Source organism: Aeromonas sp. QDB62 (assembly GCF_027705695.1).
Classification (GTDB): Bacteria; Pseudomonadota; Gammaproteobacteria; order Enterobacterales; family Aeromonadaceae; genus Aeromonas; species Aeromonas allosaccharophila.
In genome coordinates this window covers 43,541-63,609 of record NZ_JAPDCD010000012.1, presented here as the reverse complement: position 1 = coordinate 63,609, position 20,069 = coordinate 43,541, and the positions used below count along the sequence as shown (strand labels likewise).

21 protein-coding genes are annotated in these 20,069 nt (G+C 59.5%); 17 read left to right on the top strand and 4 right to left on the bottom strand.

Features of this window, described 5'->3' with window-relative positions; translation table 11 throughout:
* Positions 1-66: 66 nt before the first annotated feature.
* Entirely contained in the window at positions 67-549 is a 483-nt protein-coding gene (locus OKC27_RS08120) for a TlpA family protein disulfide reductase (RefSeq protein WP_182939420.1), read from the bottom strand.
* Positions 550-609: 60 nt separating this feature from the next.
* On the opposite strand from OKC27_RS08120, the gene arsC reads away from it, so the two are divergent.
* Together arsC and OKC27_RS08110 are read left to right on the top strand one after the other, a co-directional pair.
* The gene (gene arsC / locus OKC27_RS08115) at positions 610-960 is read left to right on the top strand and encodes an arsenate reductase (glutaredoxin) (RefSeq protein WP_182939421.1); all 351 of its coding nucleotides are present in this window, start codon (positions 610-612) and stop codon (positions 958-960) included.
* Positions 957-1,340 (top strand): DUF2069 domain-containing protein, encoded by a 384-nt coding sequence (locus OKC27_RS08110; RefSeq protein ID WP_107684428.1) that lies wholly within the window; start codon positions 957-959, stop codon positions 1,338-1,340. The genes arsC and OKC27_RS08110 overlap by 4 nt, the downstream gene beginning before the upstream one ends.
* A 57-nt stretch (positions 1,341-1,397) precedes the next feature.
* On the opposite strand, the gene OKC27_RS08105 is transcribed toward OKC27_RS08110, so the two are convergent.
* Both OKC27_RS08105 and OKC27_RS08100 read right to left on the bottom strand, forming a co-directional pair.
* Positions 1,398-2,006 (bottom strand): acyl carrier protein phosphodiesterase, encoded by a 609-nt coding sequence (locus OKC27_RS08105; RefSeq protein ID WP_270692851.1) that lies wholly within the window; start codon positions 2,004-2,006, stop codon positions 1,398-1,400.
* A gap of 83 nt (positions 2,007-2,089) precedes the next feature.
* The gene (locus OKC27_RS08100) at positions 2,090-2,395 is read right to left on the bottom strand and encodes a hypothetical protein (RefSeq protein ID WP_182939422.1); all 306 of its coding nucleotides are present in this window, start codon (positions 2,393-2,395) and stop codon (positions 2,090-2,092) included.
* On the opposite strand from OKC27_RS08100, the gene OKC27_RS08095 reads away from it, so the two are divergent.
* Both OKC27_RS08095 and iadA read left to right on the top strand, forming a co-directional pair.
* On the top strand, positions 2,394-3,176 hold the full coding sequence (locus tag OKC27_RS08095) for an ABC transporter substrate-binding protein (protein ID WP_019445361.1): 783 nt from the start codon (positions 2,394-2,396) through the stop codon (positions 3,174-3,176). The genes OKC27_RS08100 and OKC27_RS08095 overlap by 2 nt on opposite strands.
* A 66-nt stretch (positions 3,177-3,242) precedes the next feature.
* A complete protein-coding gene (gene iadA / locus OKC27_RS08090) occupies positions 3,243-4,373 on the top strand; it encodes a beta-aspartyl-peptidase (RefSeq protein ID WP_182939423.1) in 1,131 nt (376 codons plus the stop codon).
* A gap of 91 nt (positions 4,374-4,464) precedes the next feature.
* Here iadA and OKC27_RS08085 read toward each other — a convergent pair whose 3' ends face one another.
* Positions 4,465-5,367 carry a lysine exporter LysO family protein gene (locus tag OKC27_RS08085; RefSeq protein WP_182939424.1) on the bottom strand — a complete coding sequence of 301 codons (903 nt, stop codon included), beginning with the start codon at positions 5,365-5,367 and terminating at the stop codon, positions 4,465-4,467.
* Positions 5,368-5,900: 533 nt separating this feature from the next.
* Here OKC27_RS08085 and OKC27_RS08080 point away from each other — a divergent pair.
* From OKC27_RS08080 to dcuC, 13 genes are all read left to right on the top strand, one after another.
* The gene (locus tag OKC27_RS08080; protein ID WP_033138423.1) at positions 5,901-6,671 is read left to right on the top strand and encodes an ABC transporter ATP-binding protein; all 771 of its coding nucleotides are present in this window, start codon (positions 5,901-5,903) and stop codon (positions 6,669-6,671) included.
* Between the two features lie 49 nt (positions 6,672-6,720).
* Complete coding sequence (locus OKC27_RS08075; RefSeq protein WP_182939425.1) at positions 6,721-7,494, top strand: ABC transporter substrate-binding protein; 774 nt, start codon at positions 6,721-6,723, stop codon at positions 7,492-7,494.
* Between the two features lie 186 nt (positions 7,495-7,680).
* Positions 7,681-8,421, top strand: a complete 741-nt coding sequence (locus tag OKC27_RS08070) for an ABC transporter permease (RefSeq protein WP_058053807.1) — start codon at positions 7,681-7,683, stop codon at positions 8,419-8,421.
* A gap of 3 nt (positions 8,422-8,424) precedes the next feature.
* Positions 8,425-9,117 (top strand): ABC transporter permease, encoded by a 693-nt coding sequence (locus OKC27_RS08065; protein WP_058053806.1) that lies wholly within the window; start codon positions 8,425-8,427, stop codon positions 9,115-9,117.
* Positions 9,118-9,293: 176 nt separating this feature from the next.
* Complete coding sequence (locus OKC27_RS08060; RefSeq protein ID WP_182939426.1) at positions 9,294-9,953, top strand: TIGR01621 family pseudouridine synthase; 660 nt, start codon at positions 9,294-9,296, stop codon at positions 9,951-9,953.
* A 26-nt stretch (positions 9,954-9,979) separates the two neighbouring features.
* Positions 9,980-10,675 (top strand): HAD family hydrolase, encoded by a 696-nt coding sequence (locus tag OKC27_RS08055; protein WP_182939427.1) that lies wholly within the window; start codon positions 9,980-9,982, stop codon positions 10,673-10,675.
* Between the two features lie 224 nt (positions 10,676-10,899).
* Positions 10,900-12,024 (top strand): 4-hydroxyphenylpyruvate dioxygenase, encoded by a 1,125-nt coding sequence (gene hppD, locus OKC27_RS08050; protein WP_182939428.1) that lies wholly within the window; start codon positions 10,900-10,902, stop codon positions 12,022-12,024.
* Entirely contained in the window at positions 12,017-13,168 is a 1,152-nt protein-coding gene (locus OKC27_RS08045; protein ID WP_182939429.1) for a homogentisate 1,2-dioxygenase, read from the top strand. The genes hppD and OKC27_RS08045 overlap by 8 nt, the downstream gene beginning before the upstream one ends.
* Positions 13,169-13,178: 10 nt before the next feature.
* Entirely contained in the window at positions 13,179-14,174 is a 996-nt protein-coding gene (locus tag OKC27_RS08040) for a fumarylacetoacetate hydrolase family protein (RefSeq protein ID WP_182939430.1), read from the top strand.
* Positions 14,175-14,313: 139 nt separating this feature from the next.
* Positions 14,314-14,949: a maleylacetoacetate isomerase gene (gene maiA / locus OKC27_RS08035; protein ID WP_182939431.1), complete on the top strand. Its 636-nt coding sequence runs from the start codon at positions 14,314-14,316 to the stop codon at positions 14,947-14,949.
* Positions 14,950-15,410: 461 nt separating this feature from the next.
* Positions 15,411-16,907 (top strand): C69 family dipeptidase, encoded by a 1,497-nt coding sequence (locus OKC27_RS08030; RefSeq protein WP_182939432.1) that lies wholly within the window; start codon positions 15,411-15,413, stop codon positions 16,905-16,907.
* Positions 16,908-17,390: 483 nt separating this feature from the next.
* Complete coding sequence (gene pepT, locus OKC27_RS08025; RefSeq protein ID WP_182939433.1) at positions 17,391-18,629, top strand: peptidase T; 1,239 nt, start codon at positions 17,391-17,393, stop codon at positions 18,627-18,629.
* 9 nt (positions 18,630-18,638) lie between these two features.
* Positions 18,639-20,012 carry a C4-dicarboxylate transporter DcuC gene (gene dcuC, locus OKC27_RS08020; protein WP_182939434.1) on the top strand — a complete coding sequence of 458 codons (1,374 nt, stop codon included), beginning with the start codon at positions 18,639-18,641 and terminating at the stop codon, positions 20,010-20,012.
* Positions 20,013-20,069 lie beyond the last annotated feature (57 nt).

Here is a 20,069-nt window from a genome sequence, read left to right as displayed (position 1 = left end):
ACCACGGTGCGCCCTTGTTGTTTATGGCGGTGGCGTTGATGTGTGTGAGGTTGATAGAGCGACGGGCTAGTGACTCATACTGCTGGCGGTCGCCTTGAGCATCTCGATGTTCGACGGGTCCAGTTCACCGATCAGCGTCTGCTTGAGTTTGCCTTCACTGTCGAGCAGATAGCTGGTGGGCAGGGCGCCCGGGCGCGGGAAGGGGAAGCTGGCCTCCGCATTGGCAATCAGCAGCGGCACCTTGATGTGGTACTGCGCTGCCAGTTTGTCCAGCTCTGCTGGCGTGGTCGGGTCGTAGTTGATGGCCACCACGGTGATCTGGCCTTCTGCCGCCAGCGCGTTGAGGCGCGGCATCTCCCGCAGACAGGGGGCGCACCAGGGGGCGAAGTAGTTGACCAGGAGCGGCTTGCCGACAAAGTGGCGCAAGCTGACCGGCTGCCCTTTGGCATCGGTAAATTCGGGGGCGGGTGTGCAGGCGCCCAGCAGGCCAGCCACAATCAGCCAACAAATTCGTTTCAATTCCTTTCCACTGCCGCTTACCCTGACCATCACTTTCCCCTACAATAGCGCCGTTTCTAGTCCCATCTTGCGATTAATCAGGGAGTTACCATGAGCGAGACCCAAATCTACCACAATCCGCGCTGCTCCAAGAGTCGCGAAACCCTGGCCCTGCTGGAACAGCACGGGATCGCCCCTGATGTGGTGCTCTATCTGGAGCAGGCCCCGAGCGAAGATGAGATCCGCAACCTGCTCTCTCTGCTCGGTTTTAGCGATCCGCGCCAGCTGATGCGCACCAAGGAGGAGCTCTACAAAGAGCTGGGATTGGCCGATGTCAGCGGTGATGCACTCATTCGTGCCATGCATCAGCATCCCAAGCTGATCGAGCGTCCTATCGTCATCAAAAATGCTCAGGCTCGCATTGGTCGCCCGCCGGAGCAGGTACTGGAGATCCTCAAGTGAGCACCCGCTTCGCACGTTGGCTGACCCTGGTCGGCTTCTTCGGCCTGCTGGGCTGGGTCATTCTCTGGCATCTGTGGCTGTCACCCCATCCGGACCTCAACCCCTGGCTGCTGCCGGTGATCTGGACGGTGCCGCTGCTCTTCCCGCTCAAGGGGATAGTGCAGGGTAACCCTTACACCCACGCCTGGGGCAACTTCGTGTTGATGCCCTATTTCCTGCACGCCCTCACCCTGATCACCACGGATGAGGGGGAGCGGTGGCTGGCGGTGGTGGAGTTGCTGTTCACCACCCTCGCCTTTGTCGGTACCATCTACTACGCCCGTCTGCGTGGTCGGGAGCTTGGCTTAAGCATTCGCAAGAAGAAAGATGAAGCCAACTGATGACAAACGCCCCGCAAGGGGCGTTTTTTTGTGGGGAAACAGGCCTATCCAGGGGGATCACTGTGCCCCTTGCGCTGCCCGATATTGGGCCAGCTGCTGCTGGCTAAAATCCATCAGCTGGGGATAGAAACGCAAAAACCCCGCTTCACATTTTTGCCACTGCGCCTCATCGAGGGTCAGCAGCGCCTCTCCCAGTTGTACCGGGCGGCGCAGTCGGCGGCCGATGCCGTTAAGGGCTTGCCCCAGCCCCTCCCTGTGGCGGTAGGAGGCGATCCAGTTCTGCTCGGCCATCCGTTTGAGGGGGAGTGGCAGTCCGCCCGGCAGATGCGGGTGATCCGCCAATAGCTGGTCATAACTGCGTTGCAAGAAGCGGGGCAGGGGCTCGGTACTGAACCGCCCCCAGTGCTGGCTCAGCCAGTGGTCGTAGAGCATGTCCACCACAATGCCGCCAAAGCGACGCCAGGGGGCCTCGAAACAGGCGACGGCCGCCTTGTGCTCGGGGTGGCTGTCGGTGAAAGCGTCAATTTTGCGGTGTAGCCAGATCCCCTCATCGAAGTGGGCGGCAAGCCCCGTGGGCAGTGTGCCTTTGACGAAATCGCCGAGCAGATTGCCGGTGAGGGAGCTTCGGGTGTGGGCAGCCAGATGGAGATGGGCCAGAAAATTCATCGGTCGCTGTGGGTCTGTTATGGGATGGCAAGATGCTTCGAGCCTAACGGATCCTGCCCGCCTTGACCATGATCGGGATTTTGCTAATGCCCGGCGGCTGCCTCTTGCCGGGCAAATTTGGGGCGTGCTAAGGTGATTGCCATCTTTGTCACAGGACGCGACAAACCACCATGATGCGCAAAGCCAGAGGCTTTTTTCTGGCCTTCTACTTCAAGCCTTTCTATCTCTCCGAGTGGTTCGACGAATAGATCGAACCCCTGGAGCAGTTCACTGACGCCCGCTCGGGCGTGATCTCGCTCATCCAGATTTTGCCGCTTTTGGTCATCGCATGCATTCGCCTGCGGTGCCTTGTCCGCGCTTGTGCGCTTTTTATGTAATGGAGTACTCATGATGAAGATCAGACTGACCCTCTCAGCCCTGTTTGTTGCCAGCCTGCTGGCCACCCCCGCCATGGCCAAGGAGTGGAAAACCGTGCGCTTCGGGGTGGAGGGGGCCTACCCGCCCTTCTCCTGGACCGATGCGTCGGGCGAGATCAAGGGGTTTGATATCGATCTCGCCAACGCCCTGTGTCAGCAGATGGCGGTCAAGTGCGAGCTGGTGGCGCAGGATTGGGACGGCATGATCCCGGCCCTGCTGTCGCGCAAATACGATGCCATCATCGCCGCCATGTCGATCACCGACGAGCGGCGCCAGAAGGTCGATTTCACCGAGAAATATGCCCATATACCCAATCGCTTTGTGGCGGCCAAGGGGACCGAGCTGACGCTGACCCCGGAAGGCATGGCGGGCAAGCGCATCGGGGTGCAGCGGGCCACCACCCACGACAAGTACCTGACCGACAATTTTGGCTCGAATGTCACCATCGTCCGCTACGGCAATGCCGATGAGGCCTATCTCGATCTGAAGGCGGGTCGGGTGCTGGCCCTGCTGGCCGATGCCTCTGCCATTGAGCAGGGGCTCCTTGGCAAAGAGGGGGGCGACAAGTTCGACTATGTGGGGCCCGCCCTGACCGATCGCCAGTGGTTTGGTGATGGGATGGGGATCGCCGTGCGCAAGAGCGATAAGGAGCTCAAGGGCAAGCTGGACGAGGCGATCAAGGCCCTGCGTGCCAACGGCACCTATCAGCAGATCAACCAGAAGTACTTCAAGTACGATATATATGGTGGTTGACGGGGGGAGGGAGCTTGCTCCCTCTCTTTTCATTGGGCAAGCGACAATCGTGCAAGGAGGATCGCCATGTTGACCCTGATCGAGGGGGCCGAGATCTTCAGCCCTACCCACCTTGGCCAGCAGGATCTGCTGGTGGCCGATGGCCGTATCGCCTGGATGGGCAAGGGGTTGACGGTGCCCACAAACTGGCCGCTGCATCGGGTCGATGGTCGTGGTCGCTATCTGGTACCCGGGCTGGTGGATCCGCTGGCCCATATTACTGGCGGTGGCGGTGAGGGGGGCTTTGCCTTTCGCACCCCGGAGCTGGCGGCGAGCGAGGCGCTTATGGCCGGTGTCACCACCCTGGTGGCGGCGCTTGGCACCGACAGCCTGACCCGCACTCCTGCGCAGGTGCTCGGCAAGGTGCGCGAGTTTCGCGCCGCCGGGGTGAGCGCCTTTATGTATACCGGCTCCTACCATCTGCCGGTCAAGACCCTGACCGGCACGGTGGAGTCGGACATCATCCTGATCCCCGAGGTATTGGGGGTAGGGGAGGTGGCCATCTGTGACCACAGATCCAGTGCGCCGACCCACGACGAGCTGGCCAGGCTTGCCAGCGAGGCGCGGGTGGCCGGGCTGCTTGCGGGCAAGAGCGGGGTCAGCTTCTTCCATGTCGGGGATGGCAAGGGGGCATTGGCGCCCCTGCGGGCCCTGCGCGATGAGACCGACATTCCGCTGCGCCAGCTCTATCCTACCCACTGCAACCGCAACCCCTGGCTCTTCGCCGAGGCCATCGAGTGGGGCAGGGCGGGAGGCTGGGTAGATCTCACCACCTCGAGCTTTCCCGATCTGCTGGAGGATGGCGAGCGGCTTGCCGCCGATGCGCTCCTCGAGCTGTTGGCCGCCGGTGTGCCTGCCGCGCGCATCACCTTCAGCTCGGATGCCAACGCCAGCCTGCCGCGCTTTGATGGCGAAGGGCGGCTAATCGAGATGCGCTGCGGCCAGATTGCCAGCCTGTGGCAGCAGTGTGTGCGCGCGACCCGGCTCGGTGTCTCGCTGGAGACGGCACTGACCGTGGTAACGAGCAATCCGGCGCAGGCGCTGGGGCTCGGCAGCAAGGGGCGTATCGGGGTCGGGCAGGATGCGGATCTGCTGCTGGTGCACGACCGGACGTTTGCTATCGAGCGAGTGATGAGTGGCGGCCAGTGGCGCGAATAAGTCATAGATAAAGCAAGCGTGCGGTATACCCAGATAACACAAGCCCGACAGTCGTGTCGGGCTTTTTCGTGCTGGCTGCGGGCAAATGCAGTTAGATCGCCAGAAACCCGAGGATCAGGATGGGGCCGAGCAGGCTCAGGATAAAGCCGGAGACGATGGCCACCGGCACTACCTGAATGCCCCCCGATTTCTGGATGACCGGCAGGGTGAAGTCCAGCGCCGTGGCGCCGCCATAACCGATGGCGGCCGAGGGGTGGCGACGCATCAGCACCGGAATGATCAGGATGGCGATAAGCTCGCGCCCAAGATCGTTGATAAAGGCGGCTGAGCCCAGCACGGGCCCCAGTTTGTCGGCCACCAGAATGCCGGAGAGCGAATACCAGCCGAAACTGGAGCTGAGGGCCAACCCGTGGCTCAGGGGCATGCCCAATAGCTGGGCGGCCAGCAGGCTGCCAAGCCAGCTGCTGATGATGACGGTGAAGGCGATCTTCATCCCCCAGGGATTGAGCAGGATCTGCCGCAGTCGCATGCCGGAGTTGCGCATCTGCACCCCGATGAGAAACAGCAGCAGCATCAGGGCCCACTCGCTCCACTTGTCGATGGGCAGGGCGCGCAGATCCACCAGCAGCCCGAGCAGCACGCCGCCGAGCACCACAAAGCAGAGCTGCAGTGACTCCCACAACAGGTGCAGCTTGCTCGGCATCCTGGCATCGTTTGCCTCGTGGGTCGGCGGCGTGCGCTTGTCGAGCCACCAGAGGGCCAGCAGGTTACAGACCGTGATCGCCGCCAGCATCACCCCGGCGACCTTGAAGATCACCGCCAGATTGCTGCCCAGGTTCTCCACATAGGCAAGCCCCAGCCCCATCAGAAACAGGATGAGGTAGACCATCTTGCCCAAACTCTGGTTGACCAGCTTGATCAGTCGGGCAGTGGAGAGGGGAACCAGATAGCCGATTGCCAGTGGCAACAGGATCAGCAACACATTGAGCAACATCGAGGCCTCGATCACAAAAACTGATAAAAATACCACCTTATCATTACTTATTGGCTCTGTGTCACATATCTCTCGCTTTCATGGCCGAAAACAGCCCTTTTTTGAGGGTGTTGTTACTTTTTCGCCACAACTCGGCTGTTTGTTAAGGTTCTGTGCGAGCCCGAGTGAACCAATGAAATCAAGTTGATCCGATCGGGGGGCTGATCTTTCGCTCTGCAAGGGGGTGCATAAAGCGATTTCGGAGCCGGTTTGGCACGCATTACGCTTTTCTCTTGCCACTGATATGATTGGGGTATAAAAAGGCGGTATCTGAATAGCCATTGAAACGGCTGTTTATGCAAACAAAGTGCTGAAAAATACGCAAAGAGCGAATAAAAATAGAGCGAATCCCCTGAAGACCCTCGTTCTGTATTGTTTTTTCACTATCCGGGTGATATTTTCGCTGAAGGTTGCCATCGGTTAACTTTTTGTTAAATGGACGATGGTTGAGTCACGCCCCCTGCGGCGTCTAGGGACAGACAAGGTTGTAATGGATGAGCGACGTTGCCGCACTGGAAGTACGTGATCTGCACAAATATTTTGGCACCCACGAAGTGCTCAAGGGCATCGACATGACCGCCCACAAGGGGGATGTCATCTCCCTTATCGGCTCCTCCGGCTCGGGGAAGTCGACCTTTCTTCGCTGTATCAATTTGCTCGAAACTCCCTCATCCGGCACTGTCTCGCTCCATGGCGAGCTGATTGCCATGAAAACCAACCGGGCCGGTGAGCGGCAACCACAAGATATGCGTCAGGTGGAGCGGATCCGCAGCCGACTGGCCATGGTGTTTCAAAGTTTCAACCTCTGGTCACACATGACCATCATGCAGAACATCATCGAAGTGCCGATCCAGGTGCTCAAGGTGCCCCGCGCCGAGGCGATCGCCAGAGCCGAGCATCTGCTCAACCGGGTCGGGCTGTGGGAGCGGCGCGACTACTATCCCGGCCATCTTTCCGGTGGTCAGCAGCAGCGAGCCGCTATCGCCCGTGCGCTGGCGGTGGAGCCCGAGGTGATGCTGTTTGACGAACCCACCTCGGCGCTGGATCCCGAGCTGGTGGGGGAGGTGCTCGGCCTGATGCGCGAGCTGGCCGAAGAGGGGCGCACCATGCTGGTGGTGACCCACGAGATGTCGTTTGCCCGGGATGTATCGAACAAGGTGATGTTTCTGCATCAGGGGCGGGTGGAAGAGGAGGGCAACCCCAAGGAGATTTTCGCCCATCCCAAATCCGAGCGGTTCAAGCAATTCATCTCCTCCATCTACTGATGGCGGAATGTCGAGTTACCCAATCAACTGTTTTATCAAGGAGAGATACATGAACAAGCTGATGCTGGCGACTGCCGTAGTCACTGCCCTCGCGTCCGGTAGCCTGATGGCCAAGGAGTGGAAAGAGGTACGGATCGGGGTTGAGGGTGCCTATCCCCCCTTCTCATGGACCGAGCCCAGTGGCGAGGTGAAAGGTTTTGATATCGACATCGCCAACGCCCTATGCGAAGAGATGAAGGTGAAGTGCACCCTGGTCAAGCAGGACTGGGACGGCATCATTCCGGCGCTGCTGTCGCGCAAGTTTGACGCCATCATCGCCACCATGGACATCACCGAAGAGCGCAAGAATAAGGTGGACTTCACCCAGAAGTACCAGCACATTCCGGCCCGCTTCGCTGCCAAGAAGGGCACTGACGTCAAGCTCGACAAGGCTTTCATGGATGGTAAAACCGTGGCGGTGCAACGTGCGACCTCCATGGATACCTACATCACCGACAACTTCCCGAACGCCACCATCAAACGTTACGGCACCGCTGATGAAGCTTATCTCGATCTGAAATCCGGTCGTGTCGACTATGTGATGGCCGACTCTGCCGCCATCACCGACGGTCTGCTGAAGAAGGAAGGGGGCGATGCCTACGAGTTCGTTGGTCCGAAACTGACCGATCCCAAGTGGTTTGGCGAGGGTGCCGGTATCGCGGTGCGCAAGGCTGACAAGGATCTGAAAGAGAAATTCAATGCCGCCATTCTGGCGCTGCGTGCCAACGGCAAGTACAAGGCGATCAACGACAAGTACTTCGAGTTCGACGTATACGGCGAGTAAAACAAAGAGACGTTTACGGCGAGTAAAGGCAGTGCCCTCTCCCTTTGGGAGAGGGCAGGGTGAGGGGACTTGTGACGTTTTGCTCAACGACAAGTAACAGGCCGATTGGCTCACCTCGCCAGTAGTCCCGGGGCCCATGTTCTCTGTGTGGAGCAATGGGCCCTATTAATTGCAATGGAGCTGCCCATGTTTGATTTGAAAGGATACGAAGCCTCGCTGCTGGAGGGCGCCTGGGTCACCCTGGAAGTGGCGCTGGCCTCCCTGCTGCTGGCGTTGCTGCTGGGGATGCTAGGGGCGCTGGCCAAACTCTCTCCCTACAAGTGGGCCCGGGCCATCGCCACCGGCTACACCACCATCATTCGCGGTATCCCCGATCTGGTGCTGATGATGCTGCTCTTCTTTGGCGGCCAGGTGCTGATCAACGGTATCTGCAGTTGGGTCAACGAGGCTTATAACAGCTTTTTACTTGAAGGTAATCCCAATCAGGAGTGGGTCTCCCTGCTCCCGGACTATATCGATATCAGCCCCTTTGTAGCCGGTGTCGCGACCATCGGCTTTATCTTCGGCGCCTACATGACCGAGACCTTTCGCGGCGCCATTCTGGCAGTGGACAAAGGCGAGCTGGAGGCCGCTCGCGCCTTTGGCATGCGGGCAACCCAGGTGTTTGTGCGGATCCTCTTCCCCCAGATGATGCGCCACGCCCTGCCGGGTTTTGGCAACAACTGGTTGGTGCTGCTGAAAACCACCGCGCTGGTCTCCATCATCGGCCTTGATGACATGGTGCGCAAAGCCTCGCTGGCGGCGGGTTCAACCCAGCAACCCTTCACCTTCTACATGGCGGTGGCGCTGATCTTCCTGATCTTCACCGCAGTCTCCACCTCGGCGCTCAAGTGGGCCGAGCGCCACTATGCGATAAAGACGAGGTAAGCCATGGATTTCTCAATCATTCTCAAAGAGTGGCCGACCTATTGGGAGGGGCTCTATACCACCGTCTGGCTGGTGGCCCTCTCTCTGCTCCTCGGTCTGATGCTGGCGGTGCCCATGGGCATCCTGCGCAACAGCCGCAACTGGCTGATCAAGGGGCCGATCTGGGCCTATATCTACTTCTTTCGTGGCACCCCGCTGCTGGTGCAGCTCTTTATCATCTACTACGGCGCCGCCCAGTGGGAGTGGCTGAAAAACAGCGCCGCTTGGTCGCTCTTCTCCGAGGCCTGGTTCTGCGCCCTGCTGGCCTTCACCCTCAATACCGCCGCCTATACCGCCGAGATCGTGCGCGGGGCGGTGCACAACATGCCGCGTGGCCAGATTGAGGCGGCCAACGCCTTTGGCATGACCCGCTGGCAAACCCTGACCCGGATCATTTTGCCCAACTCGTTTCGTCGGGCATTGCCTGCCTACAGTAACGAGGTGATCTTCATGCTGCAGGGCTCGGCGGTGGCGGGCATCATCACCATCGTCGATTTGACCGGCGCGGCGCGGATCATCAACTCCCGCTACTACAGTCCGTTCGAGGCGTTTTTGACCGCCGGGCTGCTTTATATGCTGCTCACCTTTGTCATCGTCTGGCTGTTCAAGAAGTGGGAAGCACGCTGGCATGCCCACCTGCGCCCGCGCAATGTGTAAGGGTTGAGCTGCCAAGATTGCCGAAAATGGCCCCACCTGTTGCAGGTGGGGCCATTTTTCATCTTCATCGTCTGCCCGCCCGGTTTGCCAAATGGCAGCCGAGCAGGGAGAATGCAGCACTCCCGAGCGCGGTCAGCCGTTGGCTGCGTGCCTTATCCCCCAGTTCCCGAGGTTTTATGTACCGGATTTTGTTTGAGCATCCCGCTTTTCTGGTTATCGACAAGCAGCCCGGCATCGGCATGCATGACGAGAAGGGCGACGGGGAGACGGTCAATCCGGGGCTGGTCAATCGCGTGAAGGCCGATACAGGGCTGACTCTCTATCCGGTGCACCGGCTCGACAAGATGACCTCCGGGCTGGTGCTGCTGGCCCGCACCACGGAGGCGAACCGCGAGCTGAGCATGGCTTTTGCGGCCCGCGAGGTGAGCAAGCAGTATCTGGCGCTCTCCGATCGCAAACCGAAGAAGAAGCAGGGCTGGGTGAAAGGGGATATGCAAAAGGGGCGCGGTGGCAGCTGGATGCTGGTGCGCACTCTGGATAATCCTGCCATCAGCTGGTTCGATTCGGTGTCGGTGCGCGAGGGTCTGCGGCTCTATCGCATCAAGCCCCAGACCGGCAAGACCCACCAGATCCGGGTTGCCCTCAAAAGCATCGGCGCGCCTATTCAGGGGGATGAACGCTATGGCGGTACGCCAGCCGATCGCGGCTATCTGCACGCCTGGCGACTGAGTTTTTCGCTGGCGGGGGAGCCGTTCGATTTTGTCTGCCCGCCCACACAGGGGGCTGAGTTTGTCACTCCTGAGCTGACAGCCGCGATCGCCACCCTTGTGCCCTGATGTTTATGCGCCGAGAGCCTGACGCCATGATCCATTCAGCAAAAGCGCGTGATGCATCCAATGCCTCTGACGGGAGCACTCCGCGCTGGATCCTGGCCGACTTTGACGACACCCTGGCCCCCGGCGACAGCCACGCCGGTCTGTTGCGCTATATCCTGCGCCGCCGGATCTGGCCGCTGCTGCTGTTGCCGGTGATTGCGTTGGGTGGTTTGGTCTATTTGTTGCCAAGTCAGCTGCTACCCAGCCAGCGGCGGCGCGGTATCTCCCTGATCTGGTGGGCCATCACCCTGGGGCTCTCTCCCTTGGGCTGGCGCAAGCTGGTGCGCGCCTATTGCCACATCAGGCCGGGACTGTTTCGTCAGGCTCGCGATCTGCTGCAAAGGGAGGAGGCGCGCTGCTGGGTGATCTCCGCCAGTCCCTGCGCACTGGTGCGTGCCCAGCTCCATCAGCAACTGCCCGGCCAGTTGCCCCACCGGATCATTGGCTCGCAGATGCATTACCGTTTTGGCGGTCTGATGCCGCGCTTCTATTGCCACGGCCAGCACAAGCTGTTGCCTGAAATCTGCGCCCTCGATGTCGAGCTGGCGCTTAGCGACAGCCTGCACGATCTGCCGCTGCTGGGGTTGGGGGAAGAGGCGTGGTTGATCAATCCGACGCCCACGCGACTGCAAAAAGCCCGGGCCCGCTTGCCCCATCTGATAGTCAAAAACTGGCAACTGTAATGCAAAGCTGACAGCCATGCGGGTCGTCACACTTTGATCCGCAGGGCTGCGGCTTGAATGTCACAATCCATTTACATCTTTTGCTACCAGCTGCGAAAAACTATCTGCATCTCGCCTCTTCTCTTCCTGCTACGCCCTGCTTCTAATGAAACAAGTTGTTAACACTTGCTGCGCCACTGGGTGCTGCAATCCGTTTTAACCGAATCAAGAGCAAGGAGCGCCCGATGAATGCCACCTCTTCCGCCACTCACACCATCAATCCGTTAGGCACAGATGGCTTCGAGTTCGTCGAGTACACGGCCCCCGATGCCAAAGGGATTGCTGCCCTCAAGAGCCTGTTTGTTTCGCTGGGGTTTGCCGAGGTCGCCAGGCACAAACACAAGCAGTGCTGGCTCTACCGACAGGGGGATATCAACTTCGTGGTCAATGCCGAGCCCCACTCCCAGGCCGAGCAGTTTGCCAGTCTGCACGGGCCGAGCGTTTGCGGCATGGCGTTTCGGGTGAGCGATGCGGGCAAGGCCCAGCAGTTCGCCATTACCAAGGGGGCCAAGCCCTTTGTCGGCAAGATTGGCCCGATGGAGCTCAATATTCCCGCCATCTACGGTATCGGCGAGAGCACTCTCTCCTTTGTCGACCGCTACGGCGACAAGGGCTCCATCTACGACGTGGATTTTGTCTTCTACCCCGACTGGCAGGCCCGGATGGCCGAGGTGGATGCCGGTCTTATCGAGATCGATCACCTGACCCACAACGTCCATCGCGGCAATATGGATATCTGGTCCAATTTCTATGAGCGGATCGGCAACTTCCGTGAAATTCGCTACTTCGATATAGAGGGCAAGCTGACCGGGCTGCACTCCCGTGCCATGACTGCCCCCTGCGGCAAGATCCGCATCCCCATCAACGAGTCGGCGGATGACAAGTCCCAGATTGAGGAGTACCTGCGCCAGTACAAGGGGGAGGGGATCCAGCACATCGCCATGGCCTCCAGCGATATCTACCAGACCATCCGTACCCTGCGCAGCCGCGGTACCGGCTTTATGCCGACGCCCGATACCTACTATGAGCAGGTGAACAGCCGGGTCGAGGGGCATCAGGAGGATCTGGCGGCCCTCAAAGAGCTGCGCATCCTCATCGACGGCTCCCCCACCAAGGATGGCATCCTGCTGCAGATCTTCACCGACACCGTCATTGGTCCGGTCTTCTTCGAGATCATCCAGCGCAAGGGCAACGAAGGGTTTGGCGAGGGCAACTTCAAGGCGCTGTTTGAATCGATCGAGCTGGACCAGATCCGCCGTGGTGTGCTGGATGACGCTGAGCATGGCAAAGGAGATCCAAGTAATGCGTAACTGGATAAGTTTCCCCCATCGGGAGGGAACCCACTCCCGTCAGGCCCATGCCGACCTGCCGGAGCAGGCCATCTATGAGCGCGAGCTGGGACGCAGCGGCTTTTTCGGCCCAGCCACCCACATGCACCACAAGCATGCCCCCACCGACTGGAGCAGTTGGGAAGGGCCGCTGCGGCCACGGCTGTTTGACCTCAATGCCCTGCAAGATGAGGTGAGTTCCCTCTCCCCCTGGGTGGCCCCCGACATTCTCAGCAACCCCCACTGCCGCTACCGGATCTGGCGGCTATCCGAGGCGATGCCGTTTCTGGTGCGCAACGCCGACGGCGATGAGCTCTTGTTTATCCACGAGGGGGGCGGCGAGTTCTTCTGCGACTACGGCCACCTGACCCTGCGCGATGGTGACTACGTGGTGATCCCCCGTGGCACCATGTGGCGCATCGAGCCGACAGCGCCCATGTTCATCCTGATGATCGAGGCGACCAACGACAGCTATCAGCTGCCGGACAAGGGGTTGGTGGGCAATCACGCCATCTTCGATCCGACTGCGCTCGATGTACCCGCTATCAATGAGCGCTTTTTGGCCCAGCAGGATGAAAACCCCTGGTCGCTGCAGGTGAAACGCCACGATCAGGTGTCGGTCATCACCTGGCCCTTCAACCCGCTGGATGCGCAAGGTTGGCATGGGGATTTGTGCGTGGTGCGCCTCAACTGGCGGGATATCCGCCCGCTGATGAGCCACCGCTATCATTTGCCGCCGTCGGCCCACTCCACCTTTGTGGCAAGCCGTTTCGTGATCTGCACCTTCGTGCCACGCCCCATCGAGAGCGATCCCGGCGCCCTCAAGGTGCCCTTCTATCACAGCAATGATGATTACGACGAGGTGCTCTTTTACCACGCCGGGGATTTTTTCAGCCGGGACAACATCGAACGGGGCATGGTCACCTTCCATCCCGCCGGTTTTACCCACGGCCCCCATCCCAAGGCGTTTGCGGCGGGACAGGCCTATGCCAAGAAGTTCACCGACGAGGTGGCGGTGATGCTTGATACCCGCGATGCGCTGAACGTCGGCAGCCTGTGCGAAGGGATCGAGAACACCCGGTATGTCTCCAGCTGGCAGCGCCCGAACGCGGCTGCCGGCAAATAAGGAATCGCTTATGAAATTGGCAACATTGAACAATGGCAAGCGCGATGGCGCTTTGGTGGTGGTGAGCCGGGATCTGACCCGGGCGGTGCGGGTGAGCGAGATTGCCCCGACCCTGCAGGCCGCCCTCGATGAGTGGACCGAGGTTGTCCCCAAGCTTGAGGAAGTCTATCAGCAGCTTAACGAGGGCCGTGTGGCCGAGGCGTTCCCGTTTGACGAAGCGTCTTGCCTCTCTCCCTTGCCGCGCGCCTACCAGTGGGCCGATGGCAGCGCCTACGTCAACCATGTGGAGCTGGTGCGCAAGGCGCGCGGCGCCGAGATGCCCGAGAGCTTCTGGCACGACCCGCTGATGTATCAGGGGGGCTCCGACAGCTTTCTAGCCCCCCGTGGCCCCATCGTGATGGGCTCCGAGGAGTGGGGGATCGATTTCGAGTCGGAAGTGGCCATCATCACCGACGACGTGCCGATGGGGGTGAGCCCGCAGGGGGCCGCCAGCCACGTCATACTGCTGATGCTGGTCAACGACGTGAGCCTGCGCAACCTGATCCCGGGGGAGCTGGCCAAGGGCTTTGGTTTCTTCCAGTCCAAACCGTCCAGCGCCTTCTCGCCGGTGGCGATCACCCCGGACGAGCTGGGGGATGACTGGCGCGATGGCAAGGTGCTGCTGCCCCTGCGCACCCATCTGAACGGCGCCCTGTTTGGTGCCCCGGATGCCGGGGTGGATATGACCTTCAGCTTCTTCGAGCTGATTGCCCACGCCGCCAAGACAAGACCGCTCGGGGCGGGCTGCATCATCGGCTCGGGCACGGTCTCCAACTACGATCGCAGCGCCGGTTCATCCTGCATCGCCGAGCGCCGCATGCTGGAAATTCTTGATTGTGATCAAGCTACAACCTCCTATTTGCAGTTTGGTGATAGAGTGTCGATCGCGATGGAAGATCGCTCTGGCCAAAACCTGTTTGGCACCATCTCTCAACAAGTGGTGCCTGCGAGCGGTCAGGGAGGTTGATGGCCAGCGCCGGTTGGTGGCAACCCAATTCCGGATATGTCCGGATCACGACGAGCCCTCAACCGGTGCCTGATACACAAGGAGGCAGGTGGCGAGCACCTGCCGGGCTTCGGGCCCAGATAAAAAGCAGGGACAGATTATGTTGCAGTTGTTTGGCTATTGGCGTTCGTCGGCAAGTTTTCGGGTGCGGATCGTGTTGCAGCTCAAGGGGCTCGCCTACGAGCAGCATCCGATCAATTTACGGCAGGGCGAACAGCGCGAAAAGGCCTACCGCCGTCTCAACCCCCAGGGGCTGGTGCCGTTTCTGGTGGATGGCGATCTGCAGATCGGTCAGTCCGTCGCCATCATGGAGTACCTCGACGAGACCTATCCCGCCTACTCCCTGATGCCCTCTGCTCCCGAGGCGCGGGCCCGGGTGCGCCAGATCGTCAACATGATCGCCTGTGATACTCATCCCCTCAACAATCTGCGGGTGCTGGGCTATCTGGAAGAGCACTTCAGGGCCAACAAAGCACAGGAAGCGGACTGGTATCGCCACTGGATTGACGAGACCTTCACTGCCCTTGAACAGCTGTTGATGACCACCGCCGGTGTCTACTGCGTCGGCAACGAAGTGACCCTGGCCGACTGCATGCTGGTGCCGCAGGTCTATAACGCGCGCCGTTACGAGATGATCCTGGACGATTACCCCACCATCTGCCGCATTGTCGCCAACTGCGAACAGTTGCAGGCCTTTATCAAGGCCGCCCCCGCAAACCAGCCGGACGCGCAGTGATCCGCTGACACAGCTGAAAATGACGGGATGACGTGCTCACGTCACCCCGCTATCCGACCCTCTCTTGATTGATCTCATCGCCGGTTTGCCTCCGGGGGGGCTGGTGAATCGACTTATTGTCAAAAACTCCGCTCTTGTCACAGTTATCAATATTTTGAGTTGTAGCGTGCTTCATTGTTGGTGTTTTGCGTTATTAATCACACTCCCATCAGTTGATTAAGCCTAGTATCGCCACGCCTGAGGTATAGGCGAAAGGGGAGATGCGAACAGGTCGCTTATCATGGGCGCCTAGGTTTCTGTCGATTGTCCCGCGATTTGTCCGCACCTCTCTTTTTCATTTTTTACGGTTTGATGGCCCGCACTGCCCGGCCCGTGTCACTGTGGCTATCCCTTGCGACAGAGGCAGGTTGACTGGCGAGCCACCGTTTATTTGCAACCACTCTGTGCAACAAGGAGATCTCATGCATTCCTTCAAAAAGTGCGTCGTCGCACTCTCCATCAACCTTGCCCTCTTCTCATCGGCGTTCGCTTGTACCACCTTGCTGGTCGGCAGTGAGGCCAGTGCCGATGGCTCCATGATGGTGGCCCGCAGCGCCGACAGCGATGCCCTGAAAGCCCAACATTTTGTGATCCATCCGGCCAAGCAGGGGCAAAGTGGCGTGCACAGCTCCAAGGCTCACAACGGCGCCAATGATTTCAGCTACCCCTTGCCGAAAAACTCCCTGCGCTATACCACAGTGCCGAACTGGAAGACCCAGCTGCACGGCGCTACCGGGTTCAATGAGAAGGGGGTAGGGGTGAGCGGCACCGAGTCCATTTTTGCCTCACCCGAAGCGCTCGCCTTTGACCCCTATGTGGAAGACAAGGGGATCACCGAGGATGACATTCCCGATGTGCTGCTCTCTCGGTCCACCTCGGCCCGCGAGGCGATCGCCTTGCTTGGTAACATCATCGAGACCATAGGCGCGGGAGAGGGATTTGGCGTTGCCGTGGTGGATGACAACGAGCTCTGGTATCTGGAGACCGCCACCGGCCACCACTGGATGGCGCAGCGTCTGCCGAAAAATCACTATTTTGCCACCGGTAATCAGGGCCGCTTGCAGCAGTACGATCCCGCCAGTGCCGACATGATGGGATCGAAAAATCTGATCGAATTTGCTACCGAGAAGGGGCTCTACCATCCGCAAAAGGATGGGGCGTTCAACTTCTCGAAAGCCTATACCCGCGATGACGAGCGGGATCGCACCTATAACGATCCGCGGGTCTGGACCATCCAGCAGATGTTTAACCCCTCGCTCAAGCAGGCGGTAGATGCCGGTCGCCAGTTCCCGGTCACCCTCTCCCCTGAGAAGAAGATGACGCTGGAGGAGGTCAAGGCGGTGCTGCGCAATCACTATGACGGCACCGAGCACGATCCCTACAGCAAGGGGTTGAATGGTCAGGAGCCGTGGCGCCCCGTCAGCGTGTTTCGCACCTATGAGTCCCATGTGATGCAGGTACGCCCCTGGATGCCGCGTGAGGTAGGGGAGGTGACCTATGTGGGCCTCGGCATGGCGGACCTGACCGCCTTCGTTCCCTACTACAGCGGTCTGGAGGCCTATCCGGCGCACTATGCCATGGGCAGTGACAAGGCCGACAGCGACTCCATCTACTGGAAATATCGCAAGCTGCAGACCCTGGTGATGACCGATTACCCCAAATTGGCCCCCATGGTGAAGCAGGCGTACCAGAGCTGGGAGGCGAAGATCGCCAAAGAGCAGAAAGAGATGGAAGCCAACTACCTGAAAACGGTCAAGACCGACAAGGTTGCCGCCAACAGCATGCTCAACGACTTCAATCTGCGGGTGATGCAGGAGGCCGAAACGCTGACGGAAGATCTGACCAACCAGATCTTCACGGTGCGCACCCAGGATATTCAGGCCGATATCTTCTTCGCCAATAAGGCGAAAAAGGATTAACCGCGACGCACTCATCATGCCAAAGAGGGACCCCGACGGTCAGCCTGAGCGGTCGCCAGGCTGACCGGTTCCTCTGAACACTTTCCCTCTATCGATGCCGGAGCCTGTGCTCCGGCATTTTTCCTCTATGACATTCCGCCAATGTGTCTGGCCCGGGCAGTGGATTTCGCTACCCAATACGAAAGCAGAGACTTTCATTCAGGTTTTTATTTCGCCTTTCAGCATATCAGGCATGTGATCAGCTACCCACTTTTGGTTATCTGATGGCTTTTATGCAGCTTTTCTGTGTTATTTATCACTACCCATTGATTCGACTGTGATGGGCACTCTCTTTCTCCATCTCATTTTTTCTCGTTAATCCAAGGCGTTATCGCTTCATCAGACGGCTGTTTGCAGAAAAAGGCGACTGCTTTCTGAATAAGGTGACCGCGCCGCCGGATCTCGTCACGGCATCATTCCGTCACTACTCACAGGACTACCGCAATGCAGATTGTCGACCGATTTTTGGGATACACCGCCATCAATACCACCACCAACCGTGAAGCGGGCGCCGCCGGGGTGATGCCCTCTTCTCCTGGGCAGCGGGTGCTGGCTGACAAGGTGGCAGAGGAGCTGATTGCCCTGGGGCTGACCGTGGAGGTAGCGGACAACGCCATCCTGACCGCCACACTTCCTGCCAATGTAGGCGGGGATCTGCCCACCGTGGCCTTCTTTGCCCATCTCGATACCAGTGCCGAACATACCAACGATACCCATGCCCAGGTGGTGGCCTATGAAGGGGGAGATATCTGCCTCAATGCCGAGCTGCAGATCACCCTGCGCCAGAGCGAGTTCCCCGAGCTGGCCAACTATGTTGGCGATCGGATCATCGTGACCGACGGCACCAGCCTGCTGGGGGCCGATGACAAGGCGGCCATCGCCGCCATCGTCAATGCGGTGGCCTATCTGCAGGCACACCCGGAGATCCCTCACGGCACCATCAAAATTGGTCTGGTACCTGACGAGGAGCAGGGGCTGCGCGGCGCCAAGGTGTTCGATACCGAACGTTTTGGCGCTGATTTCGCCTACACCCTCGACTGCTGCGGGGTTGGCGAGCTGGTCTATGAGAACTGGAATGCGGGGGATGCGGAGTTTGTCTTTCACGGTGCCTCGGCTCATCCCATGTCGGCCAAGGGCAAGCTGAAAAACTCGCTGCTGATGGCGCACAAGTTTATCGCCATGCTGCCGGGGGGCGAAGCGCCTGAATATACCGAGGGGCGTGAAGGTTACTACTGGGTCAAGCAGATGCAGGGCAACAGCGCCCAAACTGTGCTCAAGCTGGATGTGCGCGACTTCACTCAGGATGGGTATCAGCAACGAATGACCCTGCTCGACACCCTCGGCAAGAGCTGTCAGGCCCTGTGGGGTGAGCAGAGCGTGAGTTACCACTTGAGCGATCGCTACAGCAATGTGTTCAACAGTTTGCAGGGCGATAATCGTTATCCCATCGAACTGGCGCTGGCCGCTTACGAGACGCTGGGGATCACCCCCAAGCCCATCCCGATGCGCGGTGGTTATGATGGCGCCGTGCTCTCCCAGAAGGGATTGCCCTGCCCGAACCTCTTCACCGGTGCCCACAACTTTCACTCCATCTACGAGTACCTGCCGGTTAAATCCCTCGAGGCGGCCAGTGCCGTGGTGATCGAGATAATCAAGCTCACCCACGCCCGTTTCAGTCGCTAAGGAGTCGTCATGTTTCAGGTAGTTATTGCGGTATTGGTCATCGTGCTGGTGGCCAGGTTGATCCTCAAAGGCTATCGGGCCGAGCCGGTGCTGTTTGCCGCCGGTCTGGTGCTGATGGTGGCAAGCCAGCTGGCAGGGTGGGGGAGTGTGCTGCCCAAAGGGGTTGCGAGCACCGGAATTGCCCTGTTCGATCCGTTTGAGGTGATGCGGGATCTCTTCAGTTCGCGGGCGGCCGATCTGGGGCTGATGATCATGGCGCTGATGGGCTTTGCCCATTACATGGATCATATCGGTGCCAATGATGCGGTGGTTCGCATTGCGATTCGTCCGCTGCGCCGGTTGCGCTCTCCCTATGTGTTGCTGTTCTTCTCCTATCTGCTGGCCAGCGCGCTGCAACTGGCGATCCCCTCGGCGACCGGTCTGGCGGTACTGTTGATGGCGACCCTGTTCCCCATCATGGTGGGGCTGGGCCTCTCTGCGGCCTCGTCGGCCGGGGTGATTGCTACTTCCCTCGGGGTGGCCTATACCCCGACCGCCATTGACGCCATCCGTGCAACCGATGCGGTGGGCATGGGCCACAACGTGATCGAATATGTCTACACCTATCAGGGCCCGGCCGCACTGGCGACCGTGCTGGTGGTGGGCTTGATGCACGTATTTTGGCAACGTCGTTGCGATCTGCAGGACGGACACCAGCATCAGGGCGCTGCTGCGGTGGACGACTCAGCGCAACAGGTCGGAGTCCCCGGTTTTTATGCCATCTTGCCGATGCTGCCCATCATCATGGCGGTGGGCTTCTCCTCCCTCTTTGTCGATCACATCAAGCTCAACGTCATCACCATAGTGATGATCTCGATGTTTATCAGCATGGTGGTAGAGGCAGCCAGAACCCGTGACATGAAGCAGGTGTGCGGTGGTTTCAGCCACTTCCTCAACGGCATGGGGTCAGCGTTCAGCAACGTGGTGGGGCTGCTGGTGGCGGCGGGGATCTTCGCCCACGGCATCAAGGTGCTGGGGGTGATCGACATTCTGATCGTCGGCGCCGAACATGTGGGGCTGCCCGCCTTTGCCATGGCGATCGTTTTTGCTCTGGTGACGCTGGTTGCCGCCATCATCATGGGCTCCGGCAATGCGCCCTTCCTCGCCTTTGTCGAGCTGATCCCACAGATTGCGGCGAGCATGGGGGTCAATACCGCCGCCATGATCCTGCCGATGCAGCAGGCCTCCCATATGGGACGCGCCATGTCACCAGTCTCCGGGGTGATCATCGCGGTCTCCAGTGGCGCCAAGCTGACTCCGTTCGCGGTGATCAAGCGCACCTCGGTACCCCTGATGGTCGGTTTTGTCTTCCATACCCTGATCGTGGGGATCTTCTATCTGTAACTGCCCCTTCGGTTATCCGTAGATGAATTAACGAAAAGCCCTTCACCGTGGTGAAGG